This is a genomic window from Paracoccus marinaquae (assembly GCF_018860165.1).
GTDB lineage: Bacteria > Pseudomonadota > Alphaproteobacteria > Rhodobacterales > Rhodobacteraceae > Paracoccus > Paracoccus marinaquae.
Genome location: NZ_JAHKNG010000046.1, coordinates 1 through 22,684 on the forward strand (window position 1 = coordinate 1; position 22,684 = coordinate 22,684).

The 22,684-nt window shown below is 67.3% G+C and carries 26 protein-coding genes and 5 pseudogenes; 27 read left to right on the plus strand and 4 right to left on the minus strand.

All coding sequences use genetic code 11. The features are described from left to right. Positions 1-184 precede the first annotated feature (184 nt). The 16 genes and pseudogenes from KNW02_RS17575 to KNW02_RS17645 form a co-directional block, all read left to right on the plus strand. Positions 185-586: pseudogene (locus KNW02_RS17575) on the plus strand (AAA family ATPase); the annotation flags it as partial. A gap of 19 nt (positions 587-605) precedes the next feature. Then, positions 606-1,352 (plus strand): hypothetical protein, encoded by a 747-nt coding sequence (locus KNW02_RS17580; protein ID WP_216034539.1) that lies wholly within the window; start codon positions 606-608, stop codon positions 1,350-1,352. A gap of 82 nt (positions 1,353-1,434) precedes the next feature. Beyond that, positions 1,435-1,665, plus strand: a complete 231-nt coding sequence (locus KNW02_RS17585; protein ID WP_216034540.1) for a hypothetical protein — start codon at positions 1,435-1,437, stop codon at positions 1,663-1,665. 140 nt (positions 1,666-1,805) lie between these two features. Beyond that, positions 1,806-2,033 carry a DUF6511 domain-containing protein gene (locus tag KNW02_RS17590; RefSeq protein ID WP_097031834.1) on the plus strand — a complete coding sequence of 76 codons (228 nt, stop codon included), beginning with the start codon at positions 1,806-1,808 and terminating at the stop codon, positions 2,031-2,033. Positions 2,034-2,043: 10 nt separating this feature from the next. Then, positions 2,044-2,253 (plus strand): hypothetical protein, encoded by a 210-nt coding sequence (locus KNW02_RS17595; protein ID WP_216034541.1) that lies wholly within the window; start codon positions 2,044-2,046, stop codon positions 2,251-2,253. After that, positions 2,250-3,047, plus strand: coding sequence for a hypothetical protein (locus KNW02_RS17600; RefSeq protein WP_216034542.1), 798 nt, complete (start codon positions 2,250-2,252; stop codon positions 3,045-3,047). Before KNW02_RS17595 ends, KNW02_RS17600 begins: the two co-directional genes overlap by 4 nt. Continuing rightward, positions 3,044-3,796, plus strand: coding sequence for a hypothetical protein (locus tag KNW02_RS17605; protein ID WP_216034543.1), 753 nt, complete (start codon positions 3,044-3,046; stop codon positions 3,794-3,796). The genes KNW02_RS17600 and KNW02_RS17605 overlap by 4 nt, the downstream gene beginning before the upstream one ends. Beyond that, positions 3,789-5,108 carry an ATP-dependent DNA helicase gene (locus KNW02_RS17610; protein ID WP_216034544.1) on the plus strand — a complete coding sequence of 440 codons (1,320 nt, stop codon included), beginning with the start codon at positions 3,789-3,791 and terminating at the stop codon, positions 5,106-5,108. The genes KNW02_RS17605 and KNW02_RS17610 overlap by 8 nt, the downstream gene beginning before the upstream one ends. 67 nt (positions 5,109-5,175) lie before the next feature. After that, the gene (locus tag KNW02_RS17615) at positions 5,176-7,752 is read left to right on the plus strand and encodes a VapE domain-containing protein (protein ID WP_348524764.1); all 2,577 of its coding nucleotides are present in this window, start codon (positions 5,176-5,178) and stop codon (positions 7,750-7,752) included. A 434-nt stretch (positions 7,753-8,186) separates the two neighbouring features. Beyond that, positions 8,187-8,708, plus strand: a complete 522-nt coding sequence (locus tag KNW02_RS17620) for a hypothetical protein (RefSeq protein ID WP_216034546.1) — start codon at positions 8,187-8,189, stop codon at positions 8,706-8,708. A 5-nt stretch (positions 8,709-8,713) separates the two neighbouring features. Then, on the plus strand, positions 8,714-8,908 hold the full coding sequence (locus KNW02_RS17625) for a hypothetical protein (RefSeq protein WP_216034547.1): 195 nt from the start codon (positions 8,714-8,716) through the stop codon (positions 8,906-8,908). Then, positions 8,901-9,329: a DUF6362 family protein gene (locus KNW02_RS17630; RefSeq protein ID WP_216034548.1), complete on the plus strand. Its 429-nt coding sequence runs from the start codon at positions 8,901-8,903 to the stop codon at positions 9,327-9,329. The genes KNW02_RS17625 and KNW02_RS17630 overlap by 8 nt, the downstream gene beginning before the upstream one ends. Positions 9,330-9,824: 495 nt before the next feature. After that, a complete protein-coding gene (locus KNW02_RS17635; protein WP_216034549.1) occupies positions 9,825-11,201 on the plus strand; it encodes a site-specific DNA-methyltransferase in 1,377 nt (458 codons plus the stop codon). Between the two features lies 1 nt (position 11,202). Next, positions 11,203-11,709: pseudogene (locus tag KNW02_RS20960) on the plus strand (DNA cytosine methyltransferase); the annotation flags it as partial. Between the two features lie 205 nt (positions 11,710-11,914). After that, on the plus strand, positions 11,915-12,313 hold the full coding sequence (locus KNW02_RS20965) for a hypothetical protein (RefSeq protein ID WP_252734055.1): 399 nt from the start codon (positions 11,915-11,917) through the stop codon (positions 12,311-12,313). Continuing rightward, positions 12,310-12,534, plus strand: coding sequence for a DUF7220 family protein (locus KNW02_RS17645; protein ID WP_216034550.1), 225 nt, complete (start codon positions 12,310-12,312; stop codon positions 12,532-12,534). Before KNW02_RS20965 ends, KNW02_RS17645 begins: the two co-directional genes overlap by 4 nt. A 54-nt stretch (positions 12,535-12,588) precedes the next feature. Here the strand turns inward: KNW02_RS17645 and KNW02_RS17650 are convergent, their stop codons facing one another. Together KNW02_RS17650 and KNW02_RS17655 are read right to left on the minus strand one after the other, a co-directional pair. Then, entirely contained in the window at positions 12,589-13,161 is a 573-nt protein-coding gene (locus KNW02_RS17650) for a DUF3489 domain-containing protein (protein ID WP_216034551.1), read from the minus strand. A 90-nt stretch (positions 13,162-13,251) separates the two neighbouring features. Beyond that, a complete protein-coding gene (locus KNW02_RS17655) occupies positions 13,252-13,476 on the minus strand; it encodes a hypothetical protein (protein ID WP_216034552.1) in 225 nt (74 codons plus the stop codon). A gap of 111 nt (positions 13,477-13,587) precedes the next feature. On the opposite strand from KNW02_RS17655, the gene KNW02_RS17660 reads away from it, so the two are divergent. The 7 genes and pseudogenes from KNW02_RS17660 to KNW02_RS17695 all read left to right on the plus strand — a co-directional run bounded on the left by KNW02_RS17660 (position 13,588) and on the right by KNW02_RS17695 (position 18,750). Beyond that, positions 13,588-14,148: a hypothetical protein gene (locus KNW02_RS17660; RefSeq protein WP_216034553.1), complete on the plus strand. Its 561-nt coding sequence runs from the start codon at positions 13,588-13,590 to the stop codon at positions 14,146-14,148. After that, a pseudogene (locus KNW02_RS17665) lies at positions 14,096-14,353 on the plus strand (phage terminase large subunit family protein); the annotation flags it as partial. The gene KNW02_RS17660 and the pseudogene KNW02_RS17665, both read left to right, overlap by 53 nt. 183 nt (positions 14,354-14,536) lie before the next feature. Beyond that, positions 14,537-14,746: a phage head-tail joining protein gene (locus KNW02_RS17670; protein WP_028030714.1), complete on the plus strand. Its 210-nt coding sequence runs from the start codon at positions 14,537-14,539 to the stop codon at positions 14,744-14,746. Continuing rightward, positions 14,746-17,400: a prohead protease/major capsid protein fusion protein gene (locus tag KNW02_RS20970; RefSeq protein ID WP_252734051.1), complete on the plus strand. Its 2,655-nt coding sequence runs from the start codon at positions 14,746-14,748 to the stop codon at positions 17,398-17,400. The genes KNW02_RS17670 and KNW02_RS20970 overlap by 1 nt, the downstream gene beginning before the upstream one ends. Positions 17,401-17,474: 74 nt before the next feature. Continuing rightward, complete coding sequence (locus KNW02_RS17685; protein WP_216034554.1) at positions 17,475-17,810, plus strand: DUF2190 family protein; 336 nt, start codon at positions 17,475-17,477, stop codon at positions 17,808-17,810. Then, the gene (locus tag KNW02_RS17690) at positions 17,810-18,121 is read left to right on the plus strand and encodes a head-tail joining protein (RefSeq protein ID WP_216034555.1); all 312 of its coding nucleotides are present in this window, start codon (positions 17,810-17,812) and stop codon (positions 18,119-18,121) included. Before KNW02_RS17685 ends, KNW02_RS17690 begins: the two co-directional genes overlap by 1 nt. Beyond that, positions 18,118-18,750 carry a DUF6441 family protein gene (locus KNW02_RS17695; RefSeq protein ID WP_216034556.1) on the plus strand — a complete coding sequence of 211 codons (633 nt, stop codon included), beginning with the start codon at positions 18,118-18,120 and terminating at the stop codon, positions 18,748-18,750. The genes KNW02_RS17690 and KNW02_RS17695 overlap by 4 nt, the downstream gene beginning before the upstream one ends. A 26-nt stretch (positions 18,751-18,776) precedes the next feature. Here KNW02_RS17695 and KNW02_RS17700 read toward each other — a convergent pair whose 3' ends face one another. Next, positions 18,777-19,136 (minus strand): Pepco domain-containing protein, encoded by a 360-nt coding sequence (locus KNW02_RS17700; RefSeq protein ID WP_216034557.1) that lies wholly within the window; start codon positions 19,134-19,136, stop codon positions 18,777-18,779. A 9-nt stretch (positions 19,137-19,145) separates the two neighbouring features. Further along, positions 19,146-19,943, minus strand: a complete 798-nt coding sequence (locus KNW02_RS17705; protein ID WP_216034558.1) for a hypothetical protein — start codon at positions 19,941-19,943, stop codon at positions 19,146-19,148. Positions 19,944-20,244: 301 nt separating this feature from the next. Here KNW02_RS17705 and KNW02_RS17710 point away from each other — a divergent pair, with 301 nt between their 5' ends. The 4 genes and pseudogenes from KNW02_RS17710 (at position 20,245) to KNW02_RS17725 (ending at position 22,629) form a co-directional block, all read left to right on the plus strand. After that, positions 20,245-20,664, plus strand: a complete 420-nt coding sequence (locus tag KNW02_RS17710; protein WP_216034559.1) for an acyl-CoA transferase — start codon at positions 20,245-20,247, stop codon at positions 20,662-20,664. Positions 20,665-20,689: 25 nt separating this feature from the next. Then, positions 20,690-20,839 (plus strand): annotated as a pseudogene (locus KNW02_RS17715) (phage tail tube protein); the annotation flags it as partial. Then, positions 20,839-21,747: pseudogene (locus tag KNW02_RS17720) on the plus strand (DNA-methyltransferase); the annotation flags it as partial. The pseudogenes KNW02_RS17715 and KNW02_RS17720, both read left to right, overlap by 1 nt. 3 nt (positions 21,748-21,750) lie before the next feature. After that, the gene (locus tag KNW02_RS17725; RefSeq protein WP_216034560.1) at positions 21,751-22,629 is read left to right on the plus strand and encodes a DNA cytosine methyltransferase; all 879 of its coding nucleotides are present in this window, start codon (positions 21,751-21,753) and stop codon (positions 22,627-22,629) included. Positions 22,630-22,684 lie beyond the last annotated feature (55 nt).

Below are 22,684 nucleotides of genomic sequence, written 5' to 3' on the forward strand. Positions count from 1 at the left end.
GAACGCTTCGCCCGGTGCGAACACCAGCGGCACGAAAGTTCCACGATCCGTCGTGTGATGCGCCCGTTGCCGTTCGCCTTTCCATTCCCGAACGAAGGCCGCAACGCGCTCGTAGGAGCCGTCATATGCCCGCCAGCAGCCCGAGGCCTTCTCGGACCGAACCGGAAAACCCGATGTCCGCGGGGCTTATGGGCTTCTGGGGCGTGAGGTGATCCAGGCGCTGAAGCACCTCCAGCATGCGCGCGGCAAGACCGTGATCTTCGTCGGCGTGCTCGAAAAGGTGACCGACGATTTCGGCGCCGTCAGCTGGCAGCCGCAGATGGAAGGCAGCAAGGCCGGGCGGGAATTGCCCGGCATCGTGGACCAGGTGGTTTCGATGCAGCTCTTCGCCCGCGATGCCGAAGGCGGCTGGGTGCTGGACGAGACCGCCACCGACCGCCGCCTTGTCTGCAAGTCCGGCAATCCCTGGGGCCTTCCCGCCAAGGACCGTTCCGGCCGTCTCGACCTGACCGAACCGCCCGATCTCGGCGCGCTGCTCGCCCGGATCGACGGCCGCGCCCCGCAACAATCCGAATTCGCCTCCTGATCCCTGAAAGGAACTGACCATGAGCTACGATCTGAACGACGCCCAGCCGCAGATGGCCCCCATCGGCGAGCTGATCCCGGACGGCACCTTTGCCAAGGTCCGCCTGACCATCCGCCCCGGCGGGGTCAACGGCGCGACGCCGATGGATGCGGGGCTGCTGAAGGCCTCGCAATCGAGCGATGCGCGGATGCTCGACTGCGAATTCACCGTGGTCGAGGGCCCGCATGCCCGCCGCAAGTTCTGGCAGAGCTTCACCGTGGCTGGCGGAAAGCTGGACGAGAAGGGCCAGTCCATCGGCTGGAAGATCTCGAAATCCACGTTTCGCGCCATGGTCGACAGCGCTCTCGGGCTCGATCCTCGCGACGAAACTCCGGCGACCAAGGCCAAGCGGGTGCTGCCCGGCCTCAAGCATCTCGACGGCATCGTCTTTGCGGCCCGGATCATGGTGGAGCCCGCCTCGAACCCGCAGTATCGCGACCAGAACCGCATCGCCAACGTCGTTCTGCCCGACGAGCCGCAGCATGCCGCCGTCATGCGTGGTGAAACCGTCCCGCCGGAACCCGTCAACGCCCCGCCGCGCAAGGCCGCGAGCGCCGCGCCGGGTTGGCAGGCGCCGACGCCGGCATGGGGCGCGGCACCGCAGCCCAATGCGACGGCCGCTCCGGCCTGGGGCGCGCAGACCGCACCCGCAGCGGCTGCCGCGACGCAGGCACCGGCATCCGCCGCGCCGGGCACCCCGGCGATGCCCGCGTGGCTCAATGGTTGAGACGCGGCGAAAGCGGCGGTCAGGTGGGTCCGCAGGGTCGCCTGCCGCCGAGCCCGAAGGGGATGGCCCGGGCGACCGGCCCATGACCCCGGACGAATGGCAGGCGCATGTGACGCGCGTCGCCGCGCTGGAGATCGGAACATGGCTCGAGGCCCGAGGAAAACTGCACCAACCCATCGCAAGCCTTACCCTCGGCGACCTCGAGGCCATGGCCAGCAACGCGATCTCGCGCTGGATCGTGATGCAGACCGAGAAGCTCCAGCGGGCGGGTTGGCCGCCCGAAGACCCGATCGCGAATTTCTTGCTCGGGTAGCGCTCTGCGCCGTTTGCACGCGGGAGGCTCGCGGCTTCGGCTACGTCCACCGCCTCCAGCATGATCGCTATCCCTATCACCGCTTCTGCTCGCTCCGCTGTCAGGACGTGGGCAGCGTAATCGCCCAAAGGATGAATGGCATGATCGACAAGACCGCCCGCGAGGCACAGGCGATCCGCGACGCGCGGGCGCTCTTTGCCGAAGCGCTGACCGACCTCGGGCTCATGGAGCCCTTCTTTCATCGCACCGCTGCCGACATCGACCGGCTGATCGAAGCGGCCGTCACCGGCTATGTCGACAGCATGTTGGCGCAGGGCGCGCGCAAGGAGCGCACCGGCACCGCCCATGACGATCCGATTCCGTTCTGAGAGGGCCGTCATGATCGATCTGAACAATGAGACCGCCCCCTGGACCGACCTTCTCGCCGCCGCGATGGCGAACGCCATCACCGAATTCGAGGTCGAGTTCTGCGAGAGCCTGCGCCAGAAGCTGGAGACATTCGGCGCGCGCGCCCGGCTGACCGAGGCCCAGCATCACAAGCTGACCTGCATCGCGCAGGCGGGCGGGTTCTGGGAGCGCGACCAATGATCGACCTGAACCATGGCTCTGGTTGCCTCTATGGCGAGGACGCGCCGCGTCCACCGATCGCAGCAGCCGTTTCATCCGCCATCGATTCTGCCCTGACGGCGCGCAATCGAGCCGAGCGCCCGCGCACCTATGTCAGTTCCTCTGGTCTCGGCCGCGACTGCCTGCGCCAGATCCAGTATGACTACCTCGCCGTCCCCAAGGACGAAGGCCAGGAGTTCGAACCGCGCATCCTGCGGATCTTCGAGGCAGGCCATCGGGCCGAGGACATCGTCGCGGGCTGGTTCCGGATCGCCGGGTTCGACCTGCGCACCGAACGCCCCGATGGCCGCCAGTTCGGCTTCGCGGCCATGGCGGGCCGGTTCAAGGGGCATATCGACGGCTGCTTTGTCTCCGGCCCCGTGGCGATGGATTATCCCGCGCTCTGGGAGAACAAGGCGCTCGGCGCGTCAAGCTGGAAGGATGTGGTCAAGCGCGGCGTCAGCCTCGCGCGCCCGGTCTATGCCGCCCAGATCGCGCTCTATCAGGCGTACATGAACCTGCCCAACCCGGCGCTCTTCACGGCGCTGAACCGCGACACGATGGAACTGCACAGCGAGCTGGTGCCCTTCGACGCTCGTCTCGCGCAGGACATGTCGGATCGCGCCGTCACGGTCGTGCAGGCTTCCGAGGCCGGGGAATGGCTGCCGCGCGCGGCCGGCGAGCCCACCGCCGTCACCTGTCGCGGCGGCATGGCGGCTGGCAAATGGCACGCGCCCTGTGCATGGGTGGAACGCTGCTGGGGTGAGCGGCCATGATCCCCGATGCCTATGAGTTGAAACGCATCCTGCGCACGCATCGCGCGCGCTTCTGGTCCTCCGACCTGCTCGAGGCGGCCGAGTTCGCGCCGATCTACTTCTTCGACGATCAGGCCGCATTTGACAGCGATACCGTCGATCAGGCGATGACCCGCGTGTTCTCGGGGCCGATCCGCCTGCCGCATCCGAGCGTGATCTTCGAGCTGCGCGAGCAGCGCTCCGCGCCTTCCGGCCTGGTCGTCTGCGCATGCCAGAAGGGCGATATCGTCGAGGCGGTGTTTCTGATGCGCAGGCGGGCGCCGCGCGGCTGGACCGACTGCCTGGTCCGGGTCTGGCTGCACCCCGACGGCATGGCCGAGATCGAGGGCAATCCGACCGAGCAGGAGGATCAAACCGTCCGCGGTCACGGCGAGGTTGCCGCCGGGATCGTCTGGCGGGCGCTGACCATCCTCGGCGCGGCACCGGACATCCGCGACCAGAAAATATCGCTGGCGAAGCGCGCGCGCATGGCCCGCGAGGGCGTGCGCGGCTGGGTCTGGCACCAAGTCGCCATCGACCCGGCGCGGCTGCGCGCCGTCCTCCCGCCGCAGGGCGGCAGCCATGCCAGCCCGCGCTGGCACCTGCGTCGCGGTCACTGGCGCCAGCTGACCGATGGCCGGCGCGTCTTCGTGCGCCAATGCGAGGTCGGCGATCCGACCCGTGGCGGCGTGGTCAAGGATTACACCGTGGAGATTCCAGGACATGAGTGATTTCACCCCATCGGAGGCGCAGGCCGCCGCCATTGCCGCGATCAAGGACTGGTTCGAGACCCGCAGCGAACAGCAGCAGGTCTTCCGCCTCTTCGGCTATGCCGGCAGCGGAAAATCCACCGTGCTGAAGTTCGCCCTCGACGAGCTTGGCCTCTCGCCCCATCGCAGCGCCAGGGATGGCAATTGCCTGCCCGGCGTCGTCACCGCCACCTTCACCGGCAAGGCGGCGTTGGTGCTGACCCGCAAGGGCACGCCTGCGCGCACCATCCACAGCCTGATCTATTCGGTGATCGAGGCGACCGAGGAAGAAATCGAGGCCGCCGCAGAGAAGGTGCGGGAGGCCGAGATCGCCGCGCGGCGCCTGACCGGCTTCGCGAAGATCACGGCCGAGGCCACCATCGAGGCCATGCGCCAGGCGCTGTCGGCGATGAAGCACCCGCGTTTCGCACTGAACCCGCAAAGCGATGCCGCCGATGCAAGGCTGATCGTGCTCGACGAGGTGTCGATGGTCGGCGAGGAAATGGCGCGCGACCTGATGAGCTTCGGCAAGCCGATCCTCGTGCTGGGCGATCCGGGCCAGCTGCCGCCGATCAAGGGCGAAGGCGCCTTCACCCGCGATGCGCCCGACGTCATGCTGACCGAGATCCACCGCCAGGCGGCGGAAAGCGCCATCATCCGCCTCGCCACCATGGCCCGGATGGGCGAGCCCATCGGCTTCGGCAGCTACGACACCTTTGTCGCCAAGCTGCGCAAGGGCGATATCAGCCCGGAACAGGCGCTGCGCGGCGGCCAGTTGATCTGCGGGCTGAACGCCACGCGGTTGCAGATCAACAACGCCATGCGCGCCGCCTCGGGGCTGGGCGGCTCATATCTGCCCACCGGCGCGGCCGAGAAGATCATCTGCCTCAAGAACGACAATGCCCTCGGGTTGATCAACGGCATGTTCCTCACGCTGGAGGATATCGTCGACGAGGGCACGCTCTATTTCTCGGCCGTGGTCCATGACGAAGATGGCCGCCGTGTCACCCCCCACGACAGCGACGGCGGTCCCGGGCGCCTGCGCATCTACAAGGGGCATTTCGAGGATCATGTCGCCTATGACGCCAGGCGCCACGACCGCGATTACAAGGAGAAGCGCAAGCTGACCGAGGCGACCTTCGGCTGGGCCATCACCGCCCACAAGGCGCAGGGCTCGCAATGGGAGAACGTCATCGTCTGGGATGACGGGCTTGGGCGCAGCGATCTCGACCGCCGCCGCTGGCTCTATACCGCCATCACGCGCGCCGAGCGCGGGCTCGTGCTGCTGGCCTGATGTCACCGCTGGGAAAGGAGGGATCCATGAAGAACCTGTCCCGTGTGCCGCAATCGGAGGCGTTCCAGTGAGTGCAGCGGTCATCGACCTCAACGACGTCCGGCCGTTCTATCAGCAGCCGGATCGCTACGATCTGGACCTGATCGTCCAGCGGTTGCGCGAGGCGGCAGAGGACTGGGTGCCGCGGCTCTTCCCGCGCGGGCGCCGGTCGGGCGACGAATGGCGGCTGGCCAATATCCGGGGCGATGCGCCGCGCAAGATGGGCTCCTGCGTCATCACCCTGCGCGGGCCGCATGCCGGCGACTGGATCGACTTCGACGGCAATCAGGGCGGCGGCCCGATCAGCGCCATCGAGGAAGCGACCGGGCTCGACGGCCGCGCCCTGATCGCGGAAGCGGCGGACATCGCCGGCGTCGCGCCCGGCGCTCCGGAACGTCGCGCACCGTCGGTGCCGCCTCCCCTGAAGCGCGATCCTGCGCTGGAGATCGCGCGACTGCTTGCGGGCGCGGTCCCGCTGGCGGGCAGCGTGGGTGAGACCTATCTGCGCGCGCGGGGCCTGGCGGATCCCGGCTCGCCCGATCTGCTGTTCCACCCCGACCTGCCGGATTTCGACAGTCGGCGTGGCTGGCCCGGGCTGATCGCGCTGGCACGGCTTGCGAATGGTGATCGTGCGCCCGGCATCCATCGCACCTTCCTGCTCGATGACGGCAGCGCCAAGGCCCCCGCCGGCAAGAAGATGCTGGGCTCAGTCGCGGAGGCCGCCGTGCGGCTGTTTGCCATGCCCGAGGATGGCAACCTTGGCGTCGCCGAAGGCATTGAGACGGCGCTGGCGGCACATGCCCTGTTCGGCACGCCGGTCTGGGCGGCGCTGTCGGCCGATGGGCTGGCGCGCTTCCACTGGCCCGAGGGCACGACGCGTATCACCATCTATGCCGATGCGGGCGATGCCGGGCGCCAGGCGGCCGCCACCCTGTCAGACCGGCTGAACCGCGCCGACGTCCCCAACGAGATCGTGGTCCCGCTGCATGGCGACGATTTCAACGACGATCTCATGCGCGGCGCGCGGGCCGAGGATTACAGCCGCAGTTCGGGTGCGCCTGACAACGATGCCGCATCGACCACGCTGCCGGCCGAGAACGACATTGCCGCGCTTGTCGCGGCCACTGCAGCACTGACCAACCCGCCCGAACTCGGGGCGCTTTCCAGCCTGCTCGGCCGTCTCGCGCTGGCCCGGCTCGACCCGCTGCCCGAGCGCCAGATCCTCGCCCGGATCAAGACCGCCACCGGCATCGCCATGGCGATCCTCGAAAAGCAGATGGCGGAACTGCGCCGCCGGGTGAATGCCACCGGCGATCCCCATGCACGGATCGTCCGGCCGGCATGGCTCAGTCGGTTGTGCCAGGACCTCTCCGGCACGCCCGAGCGCAACGAGGCCAATGTCATCATCGCCCTGAACTCGGACGCGGTCTTTGCAGGCGTGCTGGGTTTCGACGACTTCGCGCAGGAGATCGTCCTGCGCCAGCCGTTGCCATGGGACGAGGCGAGCGCCACCTTTCCCCGTCCCTGGGAGGATGCGGACGACATCCGCACCGCCGAATGGCTGCAGCTGCGCGGCCTCAACGTCGCCCCGACGGTCGTCAGCCGCGCCGTCGGCGCCGTCGCCCGCGAGTTGCGCCTCCACCCCGTCCGCGACTGGCTCGACACCCTGACATGGGACGGCACGCCCCGGATCGAGACCTGGACCAGCATCTATCTCGGAGCCGAGCCCACCGCGTTCCACCATACCGTCGGTGCGCTGTGGCTGATCTCGGCCGTCGCCCGCATCTACCGGCCCGGCGTGAAAGCCGACCACATGCTGATCCTCGAAGGGCCGCAGGGTGCCCGCAAGTCCACTGCGATCAAGGTGCTGGCAGGCGAGGACTGGTTCACCGACGAATTGCCCGAGCTTGGCTCCAAGGACGCCGCCATCCACATGCAGGGCGTCTGGATCGTGGAAATCGCCGAGCTCGACGCCATCGGCCGCGCCGAGGTCTCGCGCATCAAGGCGTTCCTGACCCGCACCACCGATCGTTTCCGCCCGCCATACGGTCGCTACACCGTCGAGGTGCCGCGCCAATGCGTCTTCGCCGGCACCGTGAACCCGGACACCTATCTGCGCGACGAGACCGGCAACCGCCGCTTCTGGCCGCTGCGCTGCGGCGCCATCGACATCCCCGGGCTGGCCCGCGACCGCGACCAACTCTGGGCCGAAGCCGTCCACCGCTTCCGCGAGGGCGCGATCTGGTGGATCGAGGATCCGGCGGTCCTTGCCGAAGCCGCCGCCGCGCAGGAGGCGCGCTATCAGGCCGACGCCTGGGACGCCCGCATCGACCGCTGGCTGACCCATGAGACCCGCAGCGTCAATCGCGGCCACGCAGGCTGGGATGACTGGCAGGACGAGGAGTTCGAGCGCCTCGAGCCGATCCGGGATACTTCGGTCGGAGAAATCCTCGAAGGGGCCCTTGGCATCGAACCGGCGAAATGGACCAAGGGCGACCAGATGCGCGTCGGCGCATGGCTGAAGGCGCGGCATTGGGAACGATATAAACGCCGTTCAGGTGAAGCGCGCGAATGGCGTTATCGAAGGCCGACAGAGATCGACTGACCGAGCGGCTGTGCGCGGGTCGCGTTCGGGGCATCCGCAAGGGTGCCCCTTTTGCGTTTCACCCTGGTCCCACTTCGGGCGTGGTCCCACTTCGACATCAAAGTGGGGACAGAAAAAACCGTTCACAATCAATCATGTCCCCACTGGTCCCACTTGGACCACCAACTCCCTTCCTTTCTATATGGAGCGTGCATGTCCCTTCCCGTTTCGTTCTTCTTACACGACATAGAGGAAAAGGTGGGACCAGTGGGACCAGTGGGGACAACGTTGTTTTAAATAAGAAAATTCTGGTCCCACTTTGATGTCGAAGTGGGACCAGGCAATGCCAAGTGGGACCAGCGGCCAACCCGGGGCATTTTCCTTGATCCGGCGTGCATGACGTGATTCCGTACCCATGACCAAAGCCGAAGGCCCACGATCCGTGAGCCTTCACCATGAATGAGACGATCCCCATGCCGGACCTGCGCCCCGAACCGGGGCGCGTTCCCGCGTCTTGCATCCTCGCCCTCGATCTCGGCACCACCACCGGCTGGGCCCTGCGCGGCTACGACGGGCTGATCACCTCCGGCACGGTGTCGTTCCGTCCCGGCCGCTACGACGGCGGCGGCATGCGCTACCTGCGCTTCACCAACTGGCTGACAGAACTTGACCGGCTGTCGGGTCCGATCTCGGCGATCTGGTTCGAAGAGGTCAGGCGGCACGCCGGCACGGATGCGGCTCACGTCTACGGAGGGCTGATGGCCACCCTGACCGCTTGGGCTGAACTGCGCGGCGTGCCCTACGAGGGCGTCCCGGTCGGCACCATCAAGCGTCACGCCACCGGCAAGGGCAATGCCGACAAGGCCGCCATGATCGCTGCGGCCCGCACCCGTGGGTTCTCGCCCGCCGACGACAACGAGGCTGACGCCATTGCGCTGCTGCTCTGGGCGATCGAGACGAACGGGGGGCTGGCATGATGGGCATGCGGTTCACCCCGAAGGGCTACGGCGGCCGTCGCCGCAACCCCGACGAGGTCAAGCGCGACGGCTGGAAAGAACAGGGGCTGCTGGCGGTCGCCCTCGACGACGACCGCCTGACCTGGCCGGAGCGCGAGCTGGTCCGGCAGTTGGGCGAGCGGCTCTACGGCCGGCGGGACGGGGAGGCGCGCCATGGCTGAGTGGACGCCCGCACTGGTCGAAGCCCGCCTTGCCGAAGCCGCCTTCGTCCTGAAGCGTCTGCCCGAGCCCCGAAGGCAGGGCTACTTCAGCACCTGGCCCGCGGTCCTGCACAGCTTTGGCGACAAGGTGGGGCAGGAGCCCGTGCCCATGCGCGTGCTGCCCTCGCCGCAGGCGATCAGCCGGATGGAGGAGACGCTGACCTGGACGGCCTGCCTCGAGCCCATGGACGGCAAGATCGTCTGGATGCGGGCCCATGGCGAGCGGTGGAAGACCATCTGCTGGACGGTCGGCATGCAGCGTTCGGCCGCCCATCAGCACTGGCTTTTCGGGCTGTGCGTCATTTCCCTCACCCTCAACCGGCGGCGGTTCAACCGCAACCTGTCGAAACAGCGGGTGATTGCGCTGGCTGGTGGCGCGTAAGCCGTAGTAGAACAAGGAAAAATGTCCGGCGGACACTTTTCGAAGGGACAAAAACTCCTCTCCCGGGCTACAAAGTGGATAAGCTCGGGAGAGGAGCGCGCGGGACGGCCTGCGCCGCTGGCTTCCGGGGGCCGGCAAGGAATCCAGTCGGAATCCGATCCGGGGTCCAGGAGGCGCGACAGGCGGCGACAGTTCGCAACCGGGCAGGCGGTCGGCGGATGGCCGAAGCAAAATCGGCTAAGCTTTTGATATCTTGGTTCCTTCTGGGCGATAATCCTATGCTGGCGGGCGAAGCGCGGGACATCGCCAGCGACAGGGCCGGATTTTTGGGAAGCCACCCGGAAGCCGGAGCCACGCGCGCCCCGCGCAAACACCAATGAACGCTGGCCTTCGGGCCGGATACCCCGGACGCCGCCGGACCCCGCGAGGAGTCCGGCGTGGCATCCGGAGTCCGGAAGCCACCGGCATCCACCCGACCGAGGAACCTTGCCCACCATGACGCTGAGCTTCGCCCCGGACGCGATCGAGACCTGGCCGCTGGCCAAGCTCCAGCCCTACGCGAAGAACGCGAAGGCGCACGGGCCGGACCAGGTCGCGAAAATCGCCGCCAGCATGGCGGAGTTCGGCTGGACCGTGCCTTGCCTCGTCGGTGACGACGGGGAGCTGATCGCCGGGCACGGTCGGGTGCTGGCCGCCACGCAGCTCGGGCTGACCGAAGCGCCGGTGATCGTGCTCGGACACCTGACGGAGGCGCAGCGGCGGGCGTACCGGATCGCGGACAACAAGCTGACCGAACTCGGCACATGGGACGAGGCGCTGCTCTCGGCGGAACTGAACGACCTGCTGGCCGAAGACTTCGACCTGTCGCTGGTCGGGTTCTCCGACGGCGAACTCGACAAGCTGCTGGCCTACGTCGCGGAAGACGACGGTGAAGAAGGTGGCGCCGGGGGCTCCGTGCCGCCGGTGACCATCCCCGAGCCGCCGCGTAATCCTGCGTCACGCACCGGCGATCTCTGGATCCTCGGGGATCATCGGTTGCTGTGCGGCGACAGCACCAGCCATGACGATGTCCGCCGCCTGATGAACGGCGAGCGGGCGATCCTGTTCGCGACCGACCCGCCGTATCTCGTGGACTACGACGGCTCGAACCATCCGACCCGGAACAAGGACTGGTCGGCGTCCTACGGCACGACCTGGGACGACAGCAGCCAAGGGGCGGAACTCTACGACGACTTCATCGCTGCGGCGGTGGCCGAGGCGATCACCGAGGACGCGGCCTGGTACTGCTGGCACGCCTCGCGCCGCCAGGCGATGCTCGAAGCCTGCTGGGAAAAGGCAGGCGCCTTCGTCCATCAGCAGATCATCTGGGTGAAGGACCGGGGCGTCCTGACCCGGTCGCACTACCTCTGGAAGCACGAGCCCTGCTTCATGGGCTGGCGCCGCCCGAACCGGCCGCCGAAGGTGGCCGAGCAGACGCTGCCCTCGACATGGGAGATGCCGTCCTTCGCGAAGGACGACCGGCCCGACCACCCGACGCCGAAGCCGCTCGACGCCTTCGGCATTCCGATGCGCCAGCACGTGGCGCGCGGCGGGCTCTGCTACGAGCCCTTCTCGGGCTCCGGCTCGCAGATCATGGCGGGCGAGGCCAACGGCCGCCGCGTCTTCGCGATGGAAATCAGCCCGGCCTATGTCGATGTCGCGGTCGAGCGCTGGCAGGCCGAGACCGGCCGCGACGCGATCCTTGATGGCGACGGCCGGATCTTCGCGCAGGTGAGGACGGAGCGGCTGGGCGACGATGCCGAGGCCCGGGCCGATACGCCGGACCCGGACGCCGCCCCAGAACCCGCGCTAAAGCGCAAGACCGCCGCGTGACATGCATGACCTGGCTCTACCTTCCTCCGGACGCGCTTCCGGAGCCGGAGACGCATGCCTCTTCGGCCTCTCCCTCTGCTCTGGCGCGGGCGGTCTCGACCTCGGGCTCACCATCGCCATCCCCGGATATCGTGCTGTGGGCCATGTCGAACGGGAAACCTACGCCGCAGCCACTCTCGTGGCGCGGATGGAAGACGCGGCCCTGGATCACGCGCCTGTCTGGGACGACGTTGCCAGTTTCGACGGCAGCCCATGGCGCGGCGCGGTGGACATCATCACTGCGGGCTATCCGTGCCAGCCGTTCTCCGTCGCGGGCAAGCGCCGGGGTGCCGACGACCCGCGCCACCTCTGGCCGCATGTCGCCCGCATCGTCGGCGAGATCGAGCCGCCCTTCGTCTTCCTCGAGAATGTCGCCCATCATCTCCGCCTCGGCTTCCCCGAAGTCGCCGCAGGACTGGTCGGCATGGGCTACCGCCTTGCGGCAGGCCTCTTCACGGCGGCGGAAGTCGGCGCGCCCCACAAGCGCGAGCGGCTCTTCATCCTCGCCATCCGCGAGGGCGACGAGCTGGCCGACCCCGCGCGCCTGCTCTGGGACCCGATCGAGTGGCGGGAACCGGACAGAGCTGCTGCGGCTCTGGCCGACGCCGAGGGCCAGTGCGAACGAGAACCGGCAGACCAAACCGACACCGTCGCAGGAAGCGGGTCAGCACGGGATGAACCTCGCGACGACGGCCGCCATGTGGCCCACGTCGATGGCGAACGATGGCTGCAAGCCGAGCGCGGGCAACCGTCGCGCGGCCGACCTGACCCATTCGGCGGGGCTCTGGATGACGCCGACGGCGCGGGATCACAAGGACGGAGCGACGACACTCGCGAACACGCCGGTGAACGGCCTGCTTGGCCGCCAGGTCCTGGTGACGCCGATGGCTGGGAGCGATACCTCCGATGCGCGCCGGACCTTGAACCCGCTGTTCGTCGAGGCGCTGATGGGCTGGCCCACCGGGTGGACCGCCTTCGCCTCTGTGGCAACGGCGTGGTCCCCCTGGTTGCGGCGCATGCGCTGCGAACTCTCGCGGCTGAATTGCTGGCCGATGGATGAGGCGGCGACATGAAGCAATCACGCCTCATGTCGCTGGTCGAGTCCGTCGCCAACGTGATGGTCGGCTACGGCGTCGCGGTCATGACGCAGATCCTGATCTTCCCAATCTTCGGGCTGCACACGACGCTGGCGCAGAACCTGAAGATGGGCGCCATCTTCACCGTCGTGTCGATCGCCCGTTCCTTCGCCTTGCGGCGGGTGTTCGAGGCAATCCGGATGCGGAGCGCCAAATGATCGACCGCCGCCCCCGGAGGGACGGCGGCCATCGACTTTTCGGGGTTGGTTGGGTCAGGCTGCGGGGAGTTTGTACACGCGCCCCCGGTTCTCGACCTTCTCCGAAGTCACCTCGAGCCCGAGCTTTTTCTTCAGCGCACCGGCCATCGCGCCGCGCACCGTGTGCGACTGCCAGCCCGTCGCGGCCATGATCTCCTCGATGGTCGCGCCCTCTGGCGCGCGCAGCATGGCGATCAGCGTGGCCTGCTTGGTGCCCTCGCGCGGCGTCCGCGTCTTGGGTGCGGCCTTCGGTTCGGTGGGGGTGTCCGGCGCGGGCTCCTCGGTCGGCGCGTCCGTCGCGCCCGCAGGCGCGGGGTTCGCGTCCTTGAGCTCGATGCCGATGGCGGCGAGGCCGGCGTCGGTCGCGACCAGCGTGACGCCGTGGCCGTCGCCGGTCTCGCGCCAGATGGGCTCGCGGTTGCGTATGTCGGCGTCGACCTCCTGCAGGAAGCCCTTGGCGAGCATCGCGCCGACCACCTTGGCAGCGGCGCCGCCGCGCAGGCTGTCTGGTAGCGGCAGGGCGATATGCTCGGGCCGCTGGGCGGCGGCGCTCAGGATCAGGGCTTGGGTGTCGGAAAGCTTGTTCATCGTCGTCTCCCGTATCGGGGCGCGCGGGACGCGGGCCCTTCTACGAGGTCGAGCCCGCCAGTCGGCGGGCGGGACCGGGAGCGGGTCGTCTCACTCGGCGTGTTCGCCTTCGCTGAAGGCCATGTCGGTGATCTCGCGCAGCTTGGCGCGGTAGTGGTTCAGGGTGCCGACATGGCCCCAGTTGATCTCTTCGGGGTCGGTCTCGAAATGGTCCGCGCTGAGGGCGGCGAGCCTCTCCAGCATCGCGTCGATCTCAGTCTTCGCGGCGATGAAGGCGTCGAGGGCTTTCGTGTTGTCGGTCGCGCGGCGGGTCATCGTGGTGGCTCCGTAGTGAGTTGCATCGCTTCGTTGGAGTGACGTTCGCTCCGGTGGCGACGCTTATCAACTCGATAAGCACATGATCTTGAATGATAATCGGAGCCGTCGATGCAGGGCATGAGTGAGCGCCAGTACGCCGCGCATGTCGGGTTGTCGCGTGGCGCAATCCAGAAGGCGAAGACGGCCGAGCGGCTGGTTCTCTATCCCGATGGCAGCATCAACGCCGCCGCCAGCGACGCCCGGCGTGCCGAGACGACAGATCCGTCCAAGACCCGCAAGCCGCCCGCGCCGAAGCTGAAGCCCGTCCCCGAGGCCGCGGTGGCCGCCGTCGGCGACACGCTGCGCGAACAGGGTCTGGCGGTCCCCGCCGTCGGCGGCGGCACGACCTTTCTGCAGGCGAAGACGGCGAACGAGGTGCTGAAGGCGCAGGAGCGGCGCATCCGGCTCCAGAAGCTCAAGGGGGAGTTGATCGAGCGGGCCCGCGCGCTGGCGCTGGTGTTCCGGCTGGCGCGGGAGGAGCGGGACGCATGGGTGAACTGGCCCGCGCGGTCATCGGCATTGATGGCTGCGGAACTGGGCGTGGAACCGGCCGCGATGCAGAAGGCCTTGGAGAAACATGTCCGTGCCCACCTCGACGAGCTTGCCGAGGTCCGGCCCGATTTCCGATGAGAGCGGCGATGGCCTGACGGACTTCGACGGCGCGGGCGAGATCCTCCGTTCCTGGGGCAATGGGCTGCGGCCCGATCCGGACCTGACCGTCTCGGAATGGGCGGACCGGCACCGGATGCTGTCGGGCCGCGCCTCGGCCGAACCGGGGCGATACCGTACGGTGCGCACGCCCTACATGCGCGAGATCATGGACCGGCTGTGCCCGCGCCGCCGCCTGGATCGCCGGCGCGGATCGCTGGTCTGAGGAGAAATGGCGCGATCTCGAGGATCAGCTCGGGGCCGCTCCTTTCGGTGACACCGATCCGGCCGGGCAAATTCACCGGCCTGGACAAGCCCCACTAGGCAAGCGCCGCTCCGACTGGCTCGGGCGGCGCGAAGGATGGTTTTGATGACCGACTGGACGGAAACCGAGCTCTCGGCGCTGCGCCGGGCCTATGCCAGCGGCACGACCCGGGTCAGCTATGACGGCAAGTCGGTGGACTATGGCTCGGCCGAGGATCTGCTCGCCCGCATCCGCACCATCGAACGCGCCATCGCAGGCACCACGCGGCCGTTGCCGGTGGCCGGGCTCGCAGGCTTCTCGCGCGGGGACAGGTGATGTCGGCGACCTGGTTCGACCACGCCATCGCCACGGTGGCCCCGCGCATGGCCGCGCGCCGCGTGATGGCGCGGCAGGCCTTCGAGACCCTGACGCGGGGCTATGACGGCGCCGCGCGCGGGCGGCGGACGGAGGGCTGGCGCGCGCCGGGATCCTCGGCCGATACCGAGATCGGCGTGGCCGGAGCGCTCTTGCGCGACCGCATGCGCGATCTCGTGCGCAACAACCCGCATGCGGCGAAAGCCATCGCGGTGCTGGTCAACAATATCATCGGCGCGGGGATCATGCCGCGCGCCGCGAGTGGTAACGAGGCGTTGGACCGCAAGGTCGACGCGCTCTTCGAACGCTGGACGGCGGACTGCGACGCGGACGGCCAGCTTGACTTCTATGGGCTCCAGACGCTGATCTGCCGCGAGATGGTCGAGGCGGGCGAGGTCCTGGTGCGGCGCAGGCTGCGCCGCGCGTCGGACGAACTGCCGGTGCCGCTGCAATTGCAGGTGCTGGAGGCCGACTTCCTCGACGCCTCGAAATCCGGCGCCTTGGGCGCGGGACGCTTAGTCCAAGGCATCGAGTTCGACCCGGTCGGCAAACGCCGGGCCTACTGGCTGCATGCCGAGCACCCCGGCGATGCCTGGGGCGCGCTGAACGGCGCACTTGGATCGCGCCCGGTCCCTGCGACCGAGATCGCCCATGTCTACGAAAAGCAGCGCACGCAGGCGCGTGGCGTTCCCTGGGGCGCGCCGGTGATCCGGTCGTTGCGCGATCTCGACGACTACGAGGTGGCCGAACTGGTCCGCAAGAAGACCGAGGCCTGCGTCACCGCCATCGTCTTCGGCGACGACGAGGCGCAACAGGGCATCGCGCCCGCCGTGGTTGATGCCGATGGCAATCGGGTCGAGCAGTTCGAGCCGGGGCTGATCGCCTATGCGCGTGGTGGCAAGGACATCCGCTTCAACCAGCCATCGGCGACGGGGGGCTATGGCGAATACAAGCGCGCCAGCCTGCACACGATCTCGGCCGGGTTCCGGGTGCCCTACGAGCTGCTGACCGGGGACCTCTCTCAGGTCAACTATTCCTCGATCCGGGCGGGCCTCGTCGAGTTCCGCCGGATGATCGACGCCGTCCAATGGCAGCTCTTCATCCCGATGCTCTGCGCGCCGGTCTGGCGCTGGTTCACCGAGGCCGCGTGGGCGGCAGGCCAGATCCCGACACCCGATGTGCCGGTCGAATGGCAGCCGCCGAAGTTCGAGGCGGTTGATCCGCAGAAGGATGCGATGGCGGACCTGCTGGCGATCCGCTCCGGCACCATGACGCTGGCGCAGGCAATTGCTCGGCAGGGCCGCAAGTCCGAGGCCCCGGACACCGAGACCATCGCGACCCGTGCCCGCGAGGCCGAGCGCGACCGCGTCTCCACCATCTACGATCTGGCTGGACGGCTGAACCTCGAGCGCAGCTTCGCCGAAGATCTGGTCAAGCGCGGTGTCAGCGTGGACGAGTCCCGCCGCCTGATCCTCGACCAGGTCGCGGCCAAGTCCGACGAGACTCGGACCTTCCCGCATGTCTCCGTGCCCCTCGGCGGGCGCGATGAACGTATCACCCGCCGCGACGCAGTGGCGAACGCGCTCTTGCACCGCTACAGCCCGACGCTGTTCCCCCTGGAAGACGCCGCGCGCCAGTATCGCGGCATGACGTTGCTGGAATTGGCCCGCGAAAGCCTCGGCAATGCCGGGGTGAACACCCGCGGCCTGTCGCGTGACGAAGTGGCGACGCGCGCGCTGCATTCCACATCGGACTTCCCCGAGATCCTGTCGGCCGTCACCAACAAGACGCTCCGGCAGGCCTATGACGCCTATCCCCGCACCTTCGCGCTCTTCTGCCGCCAAGTGCTGGCGACCGACTTCAAGTCCATGCACCGGGTCCAGCTCGGCGAGGCGCCGCAGCTTCTGGAAGTGGGCGAAAGCGGCGAGTTCAAGCGCGGCACGCTGGGCGAGAGCAAGGAGAGCTACAAGGTCAAGACCTATGGCCGGGTGGTCGCGATCACCCGGCAGGTGCTGATTAACGACGATCTCGACGCCTTCACGCGCATCCCGGCCATGTACGGCAACTCCATCGCCCAGCTGGAGTCGGACGTGGTCTGGGGCATCATCACCGCCAACCCGGCCATGGCCGATGGCACGGCGCTGTTTCACGCCAACCACAAGAACCTCGCGGGCACTGGCGCGGCGCTGGCCGTCGATGCGGTGGGCGCGGCCCGTGCGGCGATGGCGCTCCAGACGGGCCTCGACAAGAAGACGGTGCTGAACATCCGTCCTGCCTTCCTGATCGTGCCCGCCGCGCTGGAGCTGAAGGCCGAGCAGCTGGTCGCCCAGAACCTCGTGCCTGCCGCGACCTCCAGCGTGGTGCCGCAATCGATCCGGACGCTCTCGCCGATCAGCGAGCCGCGCCTCGACGCGGCCAGCGCCACCGCCTGGTATCTGGCCGCGAGCCCGAACCAGATCGACACCATCGAATACGCCTATCTCGAGGGCCAGCAGGGCGCCTACATCGAGACGCGCAACGGCTTCGACGTCGATGGCGTCGAGATCAAGTGCCGCCTCGACTTCGGCGCCAAGGCCATCGACTGGCGCGGCCTATACAAGAACCCGGGCGCGTAAGGCACGAATCCTGAACCCTGAAACGCGGGCGGTCCTGACGGGCCGCCCTTCGTCTTTCCACGAGGATCCTCCCCATGAAAAACTACGTCCAGCCCGGCAATACCATCACCCTGACCGCGCCCTATGCCGTCGCCTCCGGCGATGGCCTGCTCGTCGGTTCCATCTTCGGCGTGGCGGCCGGCACCGCCGCCCTCAACGAGAGCGTAGAGGTCGCGCTCACCGGCGTCTTCGACGTCACCAAGATCGGCTCGCAGGCCTGGACCGCGGGTGCCAGGATCTACTGGGACGATACCAACAAGCGCACCACCAACGTGGCCACCTCGAACACGCTGATCGGCGTCGCCACCGAGGCGGTCGCGGGCGGCGCTGGTGACACCGTCGGCCGGGTGCGGTTGAACGGCGCGTTCTGATGAGCGCTTTCGCTGCCGCCGTCAGCGCGCTCTTCGCCGATCTGAATATCGGCAGGGACGCGGTGTACATACCGGAGGGCGGTGCGCCCGTTCTGGTGCGCGTCGTGGCCCGGCGCGCGGACGCAGTTACGGATTTCGGCGATGCAAGGATCTGGTCCGAGACCACGCGCGTGGATCTGCAGGTGGCCGAGGTGGCGAACCCGCGCCCCGGCGACAGGGTCGAGATCGACAGCGAAGCCTTCCTCATTCAGGGAGAACTCGTCCGCGACCGCGAGCGGCTGGTCTGGACCGTCGATCTGAGGCCCGCGTGAGGCTGAAGCTCGACATCGATCCCGACATCGTCGCAATGATGCAAGCCGAGGTGGCAGCGGGTGAGCGCGCGGTGACCGCCGCCATGCGCGAGGCCGGAACCGGGCTGAAGGCCGCGTGGCGCTTGCAGGTCACCGGCGCGGGGCTCGGCACGCGCCTCGCCAACACGATCCGCAGCCAGACGTTTCCGAAGTCTGGCGAGAGCCTCGACGCCGCCGCGCTGGTCTGGTCGCAGGCTCCGGTTATCGTCGGCGCACATGATACCGGTCCGCTGATCCGTTCCAAGGATGGGTTCTGGCTGGCGATCCCGCTGCCCGCGGCCGGCAAGTCCCTGCGCGGCGGCCGGATCACCCCCGCTGAATGGGAAAGACGGCGCGGGCTGCGCCTGCGTTTCGTCTATCGCCGGTCGGGCCCGAGCCTGCTGGTGGCGGAGGGCCGGCTGAACACCAAGGGCCAAGCGGTGGTGTCGCGCTCGAAGACCGGGCGCGGCAAGGTCACCGCGCCGATCTTCCTGCTGGTGCCGCAGGTCAAGTTGCCGAAGCGGCTGGATCTCGCGCGGGATGCAGACCGGGCGTTTGACAGCGTGCCGGGGCTGATCGTGGCGAACTGGGTGGATGGGCAGTTCCGATGAGCCCAAGCGCCTTATTGCCTCGGCAATTAACTTGTCGTCCTACCTGACGCCTCGGCTCGCTTGAACTTCAAGACAACGCCAGCCTCTGCAGACGCGGTTACAATTCCAATCGTTCCCTCACCCGAGACTGCCAGACTAACTTCGAATTCATCGAGGCGGTACCCACGCTGATCTCCTGATTCCAGTTTTGCGAGCATGGCATCGATTGCCGCTTGGGTTTTTTCGAAGCTCTCAAGAAGTCTGTCGGTGGATACCTCCTTCGCCTTGGGCGCAAACCAGCGCCTAAGGCTATGCAATTCCGTGCTCCTACCAGGTACACTCGCGACATCGCCAGTTTCATCTTCGGTGGGTGCCGCCTCTATGACGTAGAATGTCGGTTCGCCCATTTCGTCTCCTCATTCGTACAGTTCGACGTCTAAAAGGTCAGTGGCTTGCCACATTGCTTGGGACATGCCCATCTGAGACGAGCGTCCAGTCTTGATCCCGGTGTAAATGCCGACCGCTTCTCCGGTGGAATCCAGTCGAACGAGCGCGCCGCTGTCACCGCCTACGCCGGTTACGTCAAAAAGTACCCTCTGGGGATCGTAAGGATCGGAATCCGTTGGATGGATCCAAGTCTTCGTGATCCTCCCCGAACGCTGCGGGCTGCCCGAACCAGTGAAACTGATGCCCAACCCAACAGCAGGATCAACGTCCATCGGCAAATTTACTGCGCTGGTCGACCCGCTGTGAGGTTCAACCAACGCAGCATCAACCGAGCTGTCGCAGAAGTCGACAAGCGTACCGAATCCACCACCAGCCATCGCCACCCTTTGCCCACGGCCAAGACCCGTCACCGCATGCTTTGCAGTAATTATGTAGCGGATGAATCCGCCATCGCCTTTTTTCGCGGCCCAGCAAGTCGCCGTCGCGCCTGCGGGATGAGGAGCTTGGGGAGTATCCGCGGCAGCAAGTCGAGCGGCAGGAATGCCGCGTGATGCATCATCGATCTGTCCAATGTCGCGACTCTGCGGCCCTATGCCATCGCCACCGCCTCTATGATCGAAAAGGACTGCTCCAAAGAAGTAGCCGGTCCCACGAGACGCCCTGCGAATTGCCTCATCATCATGGAATGAAGCATCAAACTCGATGTAGCCAACGGCCTGCTGCAAGAGCGGATCTGGGTAAGCTAACGCCGTAAGTGAATCCGACATCCAACTTCGGGCTTCGCGCAGCCGCTCGGTGAGATGCTTCTGCCAGAACCAACCCCTACTATAAGGTCCGTCGCCGCCATCCCGTGCTCTAAGTAATTCCGCCTTTCGGCCTTCTGATTCAGTTCTTGGTTCCCAGGGTGGCAGGCCAGGGGGCAGAACCTGAAGCATTACTTCCAGTGTAAGAGGCATCGAATGACGTCTCCGCTGATGCGTGGGTTAATGCGTTGGTAATACTCTGCCTCAGTCGTCCCAGCCGGACAAGCATACATCCTGGCCCAGTCAATCAAACTCAGTGCACTTCATGCCCAGCCCTCGCGAAACCATCCTCGCCGCGCTGAACGCGCGGCTCTCGGCGTTGCCTGCCACCGCACTGCGCGGCGAAGTTCTGCCCGAGCGCGTGCCAGCCGAGGGGCTGTTGATCCTGCGCGACGGCGAGCCGGGAGAGCCCGAGGTGACGCTGTCGCCGCTGCGCTACCACTACCAGCACCGGGCCGAGATCGAGGCCGTTGTGCAGGGCGCGGATCGCGACACTGCCTTCGACACGTTGACCGCCAGCATCGGCACGGCGCTCGCCGCCGACCGCACGCTGGGTGGGCTCTGCGACTGGGTCGAGGCGGAAGCGCCGCGTCCGGTCGATCTGCCGGTCGAGGGCGCGGCGAGCCTGAAGGCAGCCGTGGTTCCGGTGGTGCTGCACTATTCCACGGCCGACCAACTGGCCTGACCCAACCGACCACAGGAGAACGACGATGGCACGAGCCCAAGGGGCGCGGGCGCAGATGGCGCTTGCGTTCGAGACCACGTATGGCACGCCGCCCGCGAGCGGCTTCACGAAGATGCCCTTCGCCAGCACCACGCTCGGTGCCGAGCAGCCGCTATTGAACTCCGAGCTGCTCGGCTAACCATCCCCGAACCGCCGCGCAACCCGGCGTCGCGCACCGGCGATCTGTGGATCCTCGGTGAACATCGATTGCTGTGCGGTGACAGCACGAGCCACGATGATGTGCGCCGCCTGATGAATGGCGAGCGGGCGATCCTGTTCGCCACCGACCCGCCGTATCTCGTGGACTACGACGGCTCGAACCATCCGACCCGGAACAAGGACTGGTCGGCGTCCTACGGCACGACCTGGGATGATAGTTCGCAGGGGGCCGAACTCTATGACGGCTTCATCGCCGCTGCCGTTGCCGAGGCGATCACCGAGGATGCCGCCTGGTACTGCTGGCACGCCTCCCGCCGCCAGGCGATGCTGGAAGCCTGCTGGGAAAAGGCCGGGGCCTTCGTCCATCAGCAGATCATCTGGGTGAAGGATCGCGGCGTCCTGACCCGCTCCCATTACCTCTGGAAGCATGAGCCCTGTTTCATGGGCTGGCGTCGGCCGAACCGCCCGCCGAAGGTCGCCGAGGAAACGCTGCCTTCGACATGGGCGCTGCCCAGCTTCGCCAAGGACGATCGGCCCGACCACCCCACGCCGAAACCGCTTGACGCCTTCGGAATCCCGATGCGCCAACATGTTGCGCGGGGCGGGCTTTGCTACGAGCCGTTCTCGGGGTCAGGGTCGCAGATCATGGCGGGTGAAGCCAACGGCCGCCGTGTCTTCGCGATGGAGATCAGCTCCGCGTATGTCGATGTCGCCGTGGAACGCTGGCAGGCCGAAACCGGCCGCGACGCGATCCTCGAAGGCGATGGCCGGACCTTCGCGGCTGTGAAAGCTGAACGGCTTGGCGACCACGCCGACGCCCCGGCCGAAACGTCGGACGCAAACGCCGATCCTGAACCAACCCGCAAACGCAAATCTGCGGCCTGAGGCATGCATGACCTGGTTTTACCTTCCTCCGGAGACGCTTCCGGAGCCGGAGACGCATGTCTGCTCGGCCTCTCCCTCTGCTCCGGCGCGGGCGGGCTCGATCTCGGGCTCGCCATCGCCATCCCCGGATATCGTGCTGTGGGCCATGTCGAACGGGAAACCTTCGCCGCAGCCACTCTCGTGGCGCGGATGGAAGACGCGTCCCTGGATCAGGCTGTTGTCTGGGACGACCTTGGAACCTTCGACGGCCGCCCGTGGCGCGGCGCGGTGGATATCATCACTGCGGGCTATCCGTGCCAGCCGTTCTCCGTCGCGGGGAAGCGACGGGGCGCGGACGACCCTCGCCATCTCTGGCCGCATGTCGCCCGGATCATCGGCGAGATCGAGCCACCCTTCGTCTTCCTCGAGAATGTCGCCCATCATCTCCGCCTCGGCTTCCCCGAAGTCGCCAGCGGACTGGTCGGCATGGGCTACAAGCTTACGGCAGGCCTCTTCACGGCGGCGGAAGTCGGCGCGCCCCACAAGCGCGAACGTCTCTTCATCCTCGCCATCCGCGAAGGGGACGAGTTGGCCGACCCCGCGCGCCTGCTCTGGCACCCGGTCGAGTGGCGGGAACCGGACGGAACTGCTCCGGCTCTGGCCGACGCCCCGCGCCAGCGCCAACGAGAACCGGCAGACGAAACCCACGCCGTCGCAGGAAGCAGGCCAGCATGGGATGAACCTCGCGACGACGGCCGCGCTCTGGCCGACGCCGATGGCGAACGACGGCTGCAAGCCGAGCGCGGGCAATCGCCGCGCGGCCGATCTGACCTGTTGATTTTCCATGTATCGGATACAAACCACCGGCTTTCAGCCGGTCCGCTTCAGCGTTTTTGTCGATGATCTCCTCTCCCGGATTTGAAGCCGCCAGAGGCGGTATGGCTTCAAATCCGGGAGA

Bases quoted from the DNA above. Each gene is read 5' to 3' on its own strand.
- KNW02_RS17580 (WP_216034539.1), top strand. From the start codon at position 606: ATGAGCTACGATCTGAACGACGCCCAGCCGCAGATGGCCCCCATCGGC.
- KNW02_RS17585 (WP_216034540.1), top strand. From the start codon at position 1,435: ATGACCCCGGACGAATGGCAGGCGCATGTGACGCGCGTCGCCGCGCTG.
- KNW02_RS17590 (WP_097031834.1), top strand. From the start codon at position 1,806: ATGATCGACAAGACCGCCCGCGAGGCACAGGCGATCCGCGACGCGCGG.
- KNW02_RS17595 (WP_216034541.1), top strand. From the start codon at position 2,044: ATGATCGATCTGAACAATGAGACCGCCCCCTGGACCGACCTTCTCGCC.
- KNW02_RS17600 (WP_216034542.1), top strand. From the start codon at position 2,250: ATGATCGACCTGAACCATGGCTCTGGTTGCCTCTATGGCGAGGACGCG.
- KNW02_RS17605 (WP_216034543.1), top strand. From the start codon at position 3,044: ATGATCCCCGATGCCTATGAGTTGAAACGCATCCTGCGCACGCATCGC.
- KNW02_RS17610 (WP_216034544.1), top strand. From the start codon at position 3,789: ATGAGTGATTTCACCCCATCGGAGGCGCAGGCCGCCGCCATTGCCGCG.
- KNW02_RS17620 (WP_216034546.1), top strand. From the start codon at position 8,187: ATGAATGAGACGATCCCCATGCCGGACCTGCGCCCCGAACCGGGGCGC.
- KNW02_RS17625 (WP_216034547.1), top strand. From the start codon at position 8,714: ATGCGGTTCACCCCGAAGGGCTACGGCGGCCGTCGCCGCAACCCCGAC.
- KNW02_RS17630 (WP_216034548.1), top strand. From the start codon at position 8,901: ATGGCTGAGTGGACGCCCGCACTGGTCGAAGCCCGCCTTGCCGAAGCC.
- KNW02_RS17635 (WP_216034549.1), top strand. From the start codon at position 9,825: ATGACGCTGAGCTTCGCCCCGGACGCGATCGAGACCTGGCCGCTGGCC.
- KNW02_RS20965 (WP_252734055.1), top strand. From the start codon at position 11,915: ATGAACCTCGCGACGACGGCCGCCATGTGGCCCACGTCGATGGCGAAC.
- KNW02_RS17645 (WP_216034550.1), top strand. From the start codon at position 12,310: ATGAAGCAATCACGCCTCATGTCGCTGGTCGAGTCCGTCGCCAACGTG.
- KNW02_RS17650 (WP_216034551.1), bottom strand. From the start codon at position 13,161: ATGAACAAGCTTTCCGACACCCAAGCCCTGATCCTGAGCGCCGCCGCC.
- KNW02_RS17655 (WP_216034552.1), bottom strand. From the start codon at position 13,476: ATGACCCGCCGCGCGACCGACAACACGAAAGCCCTCGACGCCTTCATC.
- KNW02_RS17660 (WP_216034553.1), top strand. From the start codon at position 13,588: ATGCAGGGCATGAGTGAGCGCCAGTACGCCGCGCATGTCGGGTTGTCG.
- KNW02_RS17670 (WP_028030714.1), top strand. From the start codon at position 14,537: ATGACCGACTGGACGGAAACCGAGCTCTCGGCGCTGCGCCGGGCCTAT.
- KNW02_RS20970 (WP_252734051.1), top strand. From the start codon at position 14,746: ATGTCGGCGACCTGGTTCGACCACGCCATCGCCACGGTGGCCCCGCGC.
- KNW02_RS17685 (WP_216034554.1), top strand. From the start codon at position 17,475: ATGAAAAACTACGTCCAGCCCGGCAATACCATCACCCTGACCGCGCCC.
- KNW02_RS17690 (WP_216034555.1), top strand. From the start codon at position 17,810: ATGAGCGCTTTCGCTGCCGCCGTCAGCGCGCTCTTCGCCGATCTGAAT.
- KNW02_RS17700 (WP_216034557.1), bottom strand. From the start codon at position 19,136: ATGGGCGAACCGACATTCTACGTCATAGAGGCGGCACCCACCGAAGAT.
- KNW02_RS17705 (WP_216034558.1), bottom strand. From the start codon at position 19,943: ATGTCGGATTCACTTACGGCGTTAGCTTACCCAGATCCGCTCTTGCAG.
- KNW02_RS17710 (WP_216034559.1), top strand. From the start codon at position 20,245: ATGCCCAGCCCTCGCGAAACCATCCTCGCCGCGCTGAACGCGCGGCTC.
- KNW02_RS17725 (WP_216034560.1), top strand. From the start codon at position 21,751: ATGCATGACCTGGTTTTACCTTCCTCCGGAGACGCTTCCGGAGCCGGA.